An 8,833-nucleotide genomic window follows, 5' to 3' on the forward strand; every position below is an offset into this window, starting at 1 on the left:
AAATGGCTGGGGCCTACAGACAGGAGTGAAACATGCTTGACGAAGCGGGCTATCGGCGGCGGCTGGGCAACTGGATGCCTTCCGATGAAGGGAAGAGCAACGCCTTCAGACTCGACATCGGCGACAGGGCTCGAGGCCGTCACGAGAAGATCGGACTGTCGAGTGTCGTTCAAGACCTCGCTCATCTGCTTGAGCGCGATTCCATACTCAGGATGAATCTCACGCGCGCGATCGACCAGTCGCTGGCGCAGGGAAAAATCTTGGGCTATTCGAACATCAGCGAGCTCCTGGTGATCATTGACTACCTCACCACATTTAGCCCGCCCTTCGATGCACATGCCCCGGTGGCAACCCCGCTGAACACTATCCTCGAATGGCCGATGTGCATGCGAGCCGGCTATGCGGTCTTTCGTGATCCTGCATTCAATTCCCAACTTCGACGTGTGCTCAACTCATGGTGCACATTCCTTTCCGGCCCGCATTCACGGAGCTGGTTGACCGAAGAGCCTGGTGGGTGGTTCAGTCCGGAGGCGCTGAGCAAACTTGGCATGGACGATTTCGTGCACGACAGGGCGAAGCCTTACTGGGGCTTTGAATCATGGAATGACTTCTTCACGCGCCATCTGCGGGCTGGTGCGAGGCCGATCGAGGGTGTAGAGGACGAGCGAGTGATTGTGAACGCCTGCGAGGCGTCGCCATTCAATGTACGGGAAGACGTCCGGATGGTCGATCGGTTCTGGATCAAATCCCAACCGTACTCTCTGAAAGAAATACTCGCCTCAAGTGACGAAGGTCTCGCTCGCCGTTTCGTCGGCGGCACGGTTTATCAAGGCTATCTGAGCGCCTTTAATTACCATCGCTGGCATGCGCCGGTGAACGGTCGGGTCCTCGAAGCGTACAACGTTGACGGCACGTATTATTCTGACGCAGAGGTTGAAGGCGAAGATCCGAGCGGACTGAATGACTCGCAGGGTTACACCACTGCCGTAGCAGCGCGGGCGGTGATCGTCATAGAAAGCGACAACCCGCTCATCGGCGAGGTGGCATGCGTGTTTGTCGGTATGGCGGAGGTGTCGTCCTGCCAGATCTGCGTGCGACCCGGGAACCCCGTTTGCAAGGGAGATGATCTGGGCTGGTTCCAATACGGAGGAAGCACTTATTGCCTGATCTTCCGCCCCGGCGTCATAGAGCGGTTCGTGCCGCAGCCCCCCTGGAATGACGACGTCCCGCCGCTAAAAGTCAACCGTGCGCTCGCATTCGCAAGGGGGTCGATTTGATTCCTGAGTGCGGACCGAACGGTATCAGACAAACGGGGGCACGCGTTTTGCAAGATAGGCGCGTCGAACGTTTTTTGGAGATGCTCATGGCTGACCAGCATCGTCCGGGCGAGATCGTGAAGACATCTGGCATCTACAAGGTCGTGCACGAGGGTGAAGATGACTCCTTCGAGGTCACCTGGGTGGAGGGCGAACATTTCCCCCACGCGCACGGGGAAAGGGGCGCATTATGAACTGCTCCATGCCGCGACGCACTCGCACGAGCACAGCGAGCTCGGCTTAGCGGGCCGATAGTGGCTGCGGCACGCAGACGGGGTCTGCGAATGGCGGCGATGTCAACTGAGGCGCGGACCCGCTTGCAAAAATACGGCGGCAAACGCAATTTTGATATCACGCCCGCGCCCGCTGCTCGCGAAAGACCGCCGCGCGGCCGCTGAGCCGTTGTTCGTGATCCAGAAGCACTGGGCGAGTCGGCTGCACTACGATTTCCGCCTCGAAGCCGACGGCGTGCTCCTGTCGTGGACCGTGCCCAAGGGGCCGTGTTACGACCCGAAGGCCAAGCGGTTAGCCGTGCACGTAGAGGATCACCCGCTCGAATACGCAAACTTCGAGGGCACGATACCGCCCAAACAGTACGGCGCGAGCGACGTAATCGTCGGGGACAGCGGGACATGAGAGCCCTCCGGTGATCCTGCAGAGGGTATGTCTGCGGGCAAGCGCGCCTTCCGTTTTCACGGCGAGAAGCTCGCGGGGTTGTGGAGGCTGGTGCATATCTCAAAGCCACGCGGGAAACAGGGACAGCGGATGTTGTTCAAGAAGCGCGGTGAATGGGTTCGACCGCTTTCCGACTATGATGTGTTCCAGGTCTTGCCAGACAGCGTGGTCACAAACCCGTTGGGCTCCCTTGAGGAGCGCGAACCGAAAGTCGGTCTAGCCGACCGCGCGAAAGCGTCAACGAAGGTTGATCTCTCAGCAGCGACGCGCGCGTCGCTGCCTGCGAAAGTCGGACCGCAACTCGCGACGCTTGCGCTGCCGCCGCCGATCGGCGGTGACTGGATAACCGAGACAAAGTGTGACAGTTACCGGTTGCTTGCGTGCATTGAGCTGGGCGAGATTCGTCTTTTCACCCGCTGCGGGCGACGGGGCAGCGAAATTCTGACACTGGTTGGCGAACTAGCGGCGCTCCCTCTTACGACGGCGAGGCTCGACGGAGAGATCGTGACGCTGACGGAGGGACTGCCAGAATTCTTGGCGCTGCAAAACGCGATGGATGCACGAACGAGCCGTGACATCGTCTACTTCCTGTTCGACCTCATGTACGTCGACGGCGAGTACGTTCGAAGGGTGCCGCTGTGGGCGCGTCGCGCGCGTCTGTCGCGGGTACTCGAAAATGCGGGGGAGCATCTGCGTTTCATTGAAGCGTTGGACGCTCCCGCGGCCGCGATGTTCGAGGCGGTGTCGAGCCTTGGCATTGAAGGCGTCGTGATCAAGCGGCGCGATGCTCTCTACGAATCCGGGCGGGCGCAGACCTGGCTAAACGCGAAAGCTCGAGTTCGCCAGGAGATGGTGGTCTGTGGGTTCACGACGCTGGGGGGAGGACGGGGCGATCGGCAGTCTTTTGCTCGGCTACTACGATGGTGCTCAGCTCGTCAGCGCCGGCACGGGCCGGAACGCCAAGACCGTGCGCGATCTTTGGGAGCGCCTGTCCCGGACAGGGGGGGAGGACACTACTTCAACATTCTGAGGAAATTGTGCCGGACGTTCTTCGCAGTCATCGACGAAAAAACAGAAATCCGGCCCGGCTTCAGATTGGCGGCGGCTCAGTGGCAACGATTTTCCCAGAGATGATGCGCACGCACCTTGTGACACACCGGGTGACGATGGTGGTCGTATGCAAATGCGGGGGCGACTGTAGCGAACACCGCGATGGATGTCATCGCAGTAAGAACGATTTTTTCATGATTGGAGGATTCGTTAGTTAGGCGGGCACTGAATGTTTGCCTTCACCGCGATAACGCTTGGACGTGAGAGTGTGTTGACAAATTGAGGGTTGACGCTTTCTCCCTCTGTACAGGGGCACCACTCGCGGGACGCCTGTGACGCGGGCTTTCACAGATCAGCGAACGCAAGGGGTCCGAAAAACAGCCCCCAATTAGTCTGCAGGGCCGAGTAACACGTCGACTGCGGCTTGACCTGCGATTTCCGCAACCAGATAGGCCCATCGTTCAGTGAAAGGGCCGTTGCGCACCGGGATGCGGCCTCCCCGCGCTCCGAGCACTTCCAGGTTTGTAGAGCCTCTTATCTGAAAGGTCACGTCGAAGGTGTCCACATCAGCGGCCGGGCTCAGTTCGACTAGAATTTCGAAGCCGCGGTACGTGTTAGTTCTGTACATGATGGCCTTGTCTACAGGCGGCAGATGAGGGGTTTAGGCGAGCTGATAGGCGGCACCTGGCTGGAGGGCCGCACTTGGAGACTCACCGCAGCTCTCTGCCCAAAAAAGACCGCCGCGCCACTGGGGACGGCGGCCTCAAGCGAGTTCGCGCAACTGCGTGCCGCCGGTTGCGGGGTTGGGCCGCTACCGGTTTCAAAAATTAGCAGAGCGCTTTTCGCTTGTCCAGACAGATCAGGTATTTGATCTACGTTTAGCCAGCGCGATAACGCGCCGCCGCCTCAGCGTTGCTGGTGCCCTGGAGCGGAGTCTCAACGGGCTCCAACTGCGCTCGATCTCTCGCTCGCTTTTCTGACGCGATTGCAGCCAAATGCATTCAACGGATAAGGAAGCTGTCTCGGTTCTGGACATTGGCGATCCAGCTCGGTGCGCGACCCCTTCCGGACCAGGTCGCTCCGGTGACCGGGTCACGGTATTTCGGTGGCAAAGGGTCATGGACACGCCTTTTCGATGCCCCAAGACTCAGAGATTCGCCGAAAACATCTTCTACGGTCAGCCCAAACTCGGCGACCTTGGCTCGGATGTCCGCGAGCACTTCTGCAACTTCCGAAGCTCTTGCGATCGCAGCCTGTTCCTCCAGTTCTGCGATTTGGGCCCTAAGCTCACTGTATGCCCCCATTCTGGTCCCCCGCGGCAAAGATGTCTGAAAACGATACACCAATCAGCGCCAGTCGTGAAAAGCACTTGCGGCCGCTAACCGAGATGGTCGCACGCACGCATGCTGTCAGGCACGGCGTACCTCCGAACTCTCACCTGGGCCAGACGGCAGGCCTATCGCCGCGAGCACGCGTCGCGCCTGCGCAAATCCGCTTCGGGGATGACGCTCGAAAATGTGATTGAACTCTTCGACGAGGGCGCGAGCCCGCGACGGAACGGGCGCGTCAGGGCCCAGCATCAGGGCTGTCTGTCCGAACGCCACCGGTCCTGTCTTTATCATGGCACACAATCCGGTCTGCGCCCTGCCGCGCCCGAACAGCTCCACGCCATAGGCGCGAATCATGGCGCGCACGATCGCTTCGGCTGCAGGGGCGAGGGGAGGCATGGCCTCAACCAGCCGCACGTGTGGCGAGCGCGCATCCGGTTGCGTGAACCGTCCTAGATCCTCTATGTCGGGTTCCAGACGCTGCACTGGCAGATCCGCGCTGAACATCATGAGTCGGATGCGCTCGTAGAGCGCATCTTCTTCAGCTCTGGTGATCGGGATGTCTGACATTCCTCTACCTCGGGGGGGCTTGAATGATTTCCTTCGAAGCCTGTCCACGTATGTCGTCGGGATGGAGCGCGTCGAGGAACGTCCGGCCCTTACCGGTCAGGTGCACGCGGGGTGTTCCTTCACCACAATGGCCCAGCATGACCAGTTGACGTTCGAGCCGGGTATCGAGCTCGGCTCGGTTCATTTCTAGTGGGTCCGGCGCCTGGCGAACCAGCATCAGTGTTACGAATTCGTATGTGCTGAGCATCTTCTTCTCCCATGAAATGGGGGGCCGGCATCAGCGACACCCTTGGGGAAAAAGATACGTAGCGCAATCCGAACGAGGGGCGCGGCGTGCTCAGGCGACGATGTGGGCCGGCGGACCGCTACTGTTGATGCATCCCGCATTGATGGCGCGTATTGCGTACCCAACGGCGTCGCGGTGAGCCTCGTCTGCGCTTCTCTACTGCAGAGCATACCGTGGTAGATGCCAGTCCGAGGGCTTTTTGCCATACTTGGACGCTCGCGCAGCCGGTCCGGCTGCGCCTCGCACGCAGATGCTTGCGCGCGCATTGGCCCGAAATGCGCAATACCTGCCGGAGCTTGTAGTGCCTCAACTTACGGCACCGACGAGCCCCTGAGCCATCGTCCCCATCGAGGATTGCCGCCAGCCAGCATCGGCGGCTCCTCGATCTCTATGAACGCGCCATCTATCGTCAGTGCATCGCTCTCAAGTTGCACATCGACTGGTGAGCGGGCGTTCTCAGCACCCTCCATCACAGTCCATCCTGGTTCCGGCATGGCTTTCGGCTCGCCTCCGAGCAGCGGCACTAGCCCGATGAAACCAAACAGCACGGCCGCGCCAACGGCGATCAGCATATGGCCGGAGGTGCCGACACTCGCCGCATTGGTTGCGGCGATGGTTCCGACGACGACCGGGACGAGGCTCGTGGCTCGTGGCTATTCCTACTTCGACGAAGAACAGAGCAATTGCTATGAAGAATCCAGCGGCGCGGCCGTTAGACCTTATTTTAGGGGCGTCTCAATGGATATCGTTCGCCTGGAGAATGCAACTGGGATTGCGTCGCTAATGGCGGCCATTGGCATATTGATCGGTGTCAAAATGGCAAAGCCTTATCATCTGACGACTCTGCTCGTCGGCCTTTCACTGATTGCTTTTGCAGTCATGAGTGCTTCAACGTTCTCGAATTACGAAGTGATGGCGAAGCTACTCAACGCTCGCCACAGGCTAAGTGACGATGCTCTCCAAGAAGGCCTGCGAGTGAATAATCTTTGGGTGCTCATCTACCCGGCACTCATCGGCGCGCTGGGAGTGAACTTGCTGACGTCATGGCTCCAATCGAGCAAGCCAGTTGAGGACGAAGATTCGATCGAAATGGCGGTGCTGAGGATAATTTCTGAACGAAGCGCCAGCGTGCGCGATGATGCACGACCGGACGCGCTGTCGTCGCGAGAAAGCTCCTTGCGGCGCCCGCGGGAGAGCGTCAGAGCTATGTTGGTGCGGAGGCGCTGAAGGTTTCTTCTGAGATGTGGACCCATCGTGATCATGCTTAACGCTATTGAGACACGCACCCCTCCGACTATCGACTACCTGTCTTGGTTGCCGGCCGGGGGGCGAACCGCAGCGAAAATTGCCGCCGAAGTGACGCAGATCGATAAAGCGCTTACGGCTCTTGATGAACTGCTGAACCTGCTGCAACCACCACACACTGGCAAGATTAGGATTGAATGGTGGGGGGGAATGGGCGGCGCGTGCCGACACCGGTCGTCTGGTCGCACTCGAAAGCGGGCTGGCGCGCGGTACGGGTGTCTAGTACGGGACTTTCGCGACGAGTGACGTCTGCGCGAGTTTTCAACGATAACGTCAAGCAGGTGAAGGCGATCTGCCAGAACGTGACCACGCTGCGCAAGATGCGTGACCGGGCACTAGCGCCGATCGCCATGTTGCAGCGGACGACGGCAGGAACGCTGAATTCAAATGCGTCGAGGCTAACCCTAACCTGCATCGGAATCGATCTAGCGCTGGGGTTCGCGCGGCAGTAGTTCGGGATCGTCGATGTCCTCGAAGGCAATGAAGATGACGAACTGTGGGGCGAATGACGTCCCGTGCAATCATGGAGAAAGTATGGTTATTACAGCGACTGCGATGGTCGCTGCCGCAGATTTTGCCTTGGACAAGGCGAAAGACAAACTCTTTGATATGGTCAAAGACAAAGTCATCGCGAGGTGGAGCGAGCATCGCGCGCGGAAGTTCTTCGATGCTTTTCTCGACGAGGTTCGCAAAGAGCAGGTAGTGCTGACGACGTCGGCGGATCTAAACGATATGCTCCGAGTAGTCGCAAACAACGACGAACGGACGAGTACGATATTCGATGCATACCGCAGGGTCGCGCTCTCTGCGAGCAAGGATATCGGGCCCATGGTGATTGGCCTCCAGACTGCCCGTATTGTCCTTGAGGACAGGATCGCGAGCGAGATTGAAGAAATGGTATTCGAGGGAAGCGAGGTGCTGAACGATCGCGATTTTGCGTCGTTGCTTTCTTGGATGGAATTCGTTCATGCCGATGGCGAGTACAGAAAGGCGCTGGATAGCCAGAAGTTCGGCATCGGTCAAAATGGACCAATCCCTATCTTGGTCAAGGGAGGTTACCAACCCCCTCTTTCCATCGCGCAGAAAGGGCGGGCTCCAACAATCTCGTATCGGCCACGAGTGCCAGCGATCAACGATGAGAGCCGATTGAATCTCTTTAGTGATATAGGCCCTTTTGCGCTGAAGCTCAGAAATATTGGCTTGCTTGAAGAGTCGACATCACCGCGCGGCCATCCGCGCAATCCTGATGGAACGAATTACTTCGTCCGCGTGAGCCCGGCTTGCGAGGCTCTCTATGAACTCGCGGTGCGTGCCAAGGACTCAGTTGGAGTTGGGAGTGGGGCAGCAAGCCAATGATTCGCTGGAGTTAAAAATACACAAACAATGAGAGGTGTTCGATATGGATTCTTGGCATCGCAGCGATTGGTTCAGTTTCTCCCAGGCGGTTGGATCAATCCTGGCAATTCTGGGGGCTGGCGCCATCGCCGGCTACCAAGGGGGAGCGGTTCGCAAGCTTGCACGAGAGCAACGAGCAGAGGGAGACCGAGTTGCTGCAGCGAGCCTATTCGCGATTTATGGGTACGCACTCACCATTAGCAATCATGTCCAAGCGCGCCATCGAGCAAAAAGTTTCCTCTTACTGAGTCCGCGAACGCTGAGAGAATCTTGACGGGTTCGCGCGATCACCTGGCAACCTTTCCATTGCATGAGCTACCGACTGAAGGGCATGTGAAGTTGGCGGTCCAGTTAGAGGCTTAACTGACCCTGCACATTCCCGCGATGGTGGACGCTGCAAACCAACTGGTATCGAACGGGGAGGTGGACTTCAACTTCCTGGAATCTCTTCAATCGTTCTCGGATCTGAGCGATCAGATCGAAGCTTTGAAGCGTACGGCGAACCATCCTCGCTGAGTGTGCTCTTAATCTGTAAGCAAATGCGTGGGTGGAGATTCAATTGGCGCACGAGTGCGATACCAATTCTGGAGCTAGGTTTGTCGTTGACCTCCAGTGAGGCTATGCACTTGGTATGGAAGTGGCACTTAAATTGGGGATTACTGACTTGCGCCGCCGCGGTGTGTAACCGCATCCGAGAAATGCGGTTACACACCGGTTGCATGGGCTGCAAAACGAAAAGGGCTGCAACGCTTTCGCGTGCAACCCTTTGAGTTAGCTGGTGTGACCTTACCCCGCCGAGTACACCATTCGTAAGTTAGTGGGCTCGCCGCTTTTCGGTTGATGCAGTTGCCGGAATTGGTCCGGCGCCAGTTGCCCGAGGGCACTATGCGGACGCACGGAGTTGTAGT

10 protein-coding genes and 1 pseudogene are annotated in these 8,833 nt (G+C 58.5%); 6 read left to right on the plus strand and 5 right to left on the minus strand.

All coding sequences use genetic code 11. From position 1 onward, the window contains the following. The first annotated feature begins 32 nt into the window (after window positions 1-32). The 4 genes and pseudogenes from G3N97_RS06865 to G3N97_RS06880 all read left to right on the plus strand — a co-directional run bounded on the left by G3N97_RS06865 (window position 33) and on the right by G3N97_RS06880 (window position 3,125). A complete protein-coding gene (locus G3N97_RS06865) occupies window positions 33-1,277 on the plus strand; it encodes a phosphatidylserine decarboxylase family protein (RefSeq protein WP_205992539.1) in 1,245 nt (414 codons plus the stop codon). A gap of 86 nt (window positions 1,278-1,363) precedes the next feature. After that, window positions 1,364-1,571: pseudogene (locus G3N97_RS06870) on the plus strand (hypothetical protein). A gap of 153 nt (window positions 1,572-1,724) precedes the next feature. After that, window positions 1,725-1,952, plus strand: coding sequence for a DNA polymerase ligase N-terminal domain-containing protein (locus G3N97_RS06875; RefSeq protein WP_205992540.1), 228 nt, complete (start codon window positions 1,725-1,727; stop codon window positions 1,950-1,952). A 27-nt stretch (window positions 1,953-1,979) separates the two neighbouring features. Continuing rightward, window positions 1,980-3,125 (plus strand): hypothetical protein, encoded by a 1,146-nt coding sequence (locus G3N97_RS06880; protein WP_205992541.1) that lies wholly within the window; start codon window positions 1,980-1,982, stop codon window positions 3,123-3,125. A 304-nt stretch (window positions 3,126-3,429) separates the two neighbouring features. On the opposite strand, the gene G3N97_RS39310 is transcribed toward G3N97_RS06880, so the two are convergent. From G3N97_RS39310 to G3N97_RS06895, 5 genes are all read right to left on the minus strand, one after another. Then, window positions 3,430-3,669 (minus strand): hypothetical protein, encoded by a 240-nt coding sequence (locus tag G3N97_RS39310; RefSeq protein WP_241030434.1) that lies wholly within the window; start codon window positions 3,667-3,669, stop codon window positions 3,430-3,432. A gap of 373 nt (window positions 3,670-4,042) precedes the next feature. Beyond that, the gene (locus tag G3N97_RS06885; protein ID WP_205992542.1) at window positions 4,043-4,345 is read right to left on the minus strand and encodes an H-NS histone family protein; all 303 of its coding nucleotides are present in this window, start codon (window positions 4,343-4,345) and stop codon (window positions 4,043-4,045) included. Window positions 4,346-4,450: 105 nt separating this feature from the next. Then, window positions 4,451-4,939, minus strand: coding sequence for a hypothetical protein (locus G3N97_RS06890; protein ID WP_205992543.1), 489 nt, complete (start codon window positions 4,937-4,939; stop codon window positions 4,451-4,453). Between the two features lie 4 nt (window positions 4,940-4,943). Then, a complete protein-coding gene (locus G3N97_RS39315) occupies window positions 4,944-5,186 on the minus strand; it encodes a hypothetical protein (RefSeq protein ID WP_241030435.1) in 243 nt (80 codons plus the stop codon). Window positions 5,187-5,536: 350 nt separating this feature from the next. Further along, window positions 5,537-5,797, minus strand: coding sequence for a hypothetical protein (locus G3N97_RS06895; protein WP_205992544.1), 261 nt, complete (start codon window positions 5,795-5,797; stop codon window positions 5,537-5,539). A gap of 10 nt (window positions 5,798-5,807) precedes the next feature. On the opposite strand from G3N97_RS06895, the gene G3N97_RS06900 reads away from it, so the two are divergent. Both G3N97_RS06900 and G3N97_RS06905 read left to right on the plus strand, forming a co-directional pair. Beyond that, window positions 5,808-6,452, plus strand: a complete 645-nt coding sequence (locus G3N97_RS06900) for a hypothetical protein (protein WP_205992545.1) — start codon at window positions 5,808-5,810, stop codon at window positions 6,450-6,452. Window positions 6,453-6,995: 543 nt separating this feature from the next. After that, window positions 6,996-7,886, plus strand: a complete 891-nt coding sequence (locus G3N97_RS06905) for a hypothetical protein (RefSeq protein ID WP_205992546.1) — start codon at window positions 6,996-6,998, stop codon at window positions 7,884-7,886. Window positions 7,887-8,833: the final 947 nt, after the last annotated feature.

The sequence above is a fragment of the Paraburkholderia sp. Ac-20347 genome (genome assembly GCF_017104805.1).
GTDB lineage: Bacteria > Pseudomonadota > Gammaproteobacteria > Burkholderiales > Burkholderiaceae > Paraburkholderia > Paraburkholderia tropica.

What these genes read in the sequence shown, in the direction of transcription:
- G3N97_RS06865 (WP_205992539.1), top strand. Translation starts at nt 33, where the DNA reads ATGCTTGACGAAGCGGGCTATCGGCGGCGGCTGGGCAACTGGATGCCT.
- G3N97_RS06880 (WP_205992541.1), top strand. Translation starts at nt 1,980, where the DNA reads ATGTCTGCGGGCAAGCGCGCCTTCCGTTTTCACGGCGAGAAGCTCGCG.
- G3N97_RS39310 (WP_241030434.1), bottom strand. Translation starts at nt 3,669, where the DNA reads ATGTACAGAACTAACACGTACCGCGGCTTCGAAATTCTAGTCGAACTG.
- G3N97_RS06885 (WP_205992542.1), bottom strand. Translation starts at nt 4,345, where the DNA reads ATGGGGGCATACAGTGAGCTTAGGGCCCAAATCGCAGAACTGGAGGAA.
- G3N97_RS06890 (WP_205992543.1), bottom strand. Translation starts at nt 4,939, where the DNA reads ATGTCAGACATCCCGATCACCAGAGCTGAAGAAGATGCGCTCTACGAG.
- G3N97_RS39315 (WP_241030435.1), bottom strand. Translation starts at nt 5,186, where the DNA reads ATGCTCAGCACATACGAATTCGTAACACTGATGCTGGTTCGCCAGGCG.
- G3N97_RS06895 (WP_205992544.1), bottom strand. Translation starts at nt 5,797, where the DNA reads ATGCTGATCGCCGTTGGCGCGGCCGTGCTGTTTGGTTTCATCGGGCTA.
- G3N97_RS06905 (WP_205992546.1), top strand. Translation starts at nt 6,996, where the DNA reads ATGTCCTCGAAGGCAATGAAGATGACGAACTGTGGGGCGAATGACGTC.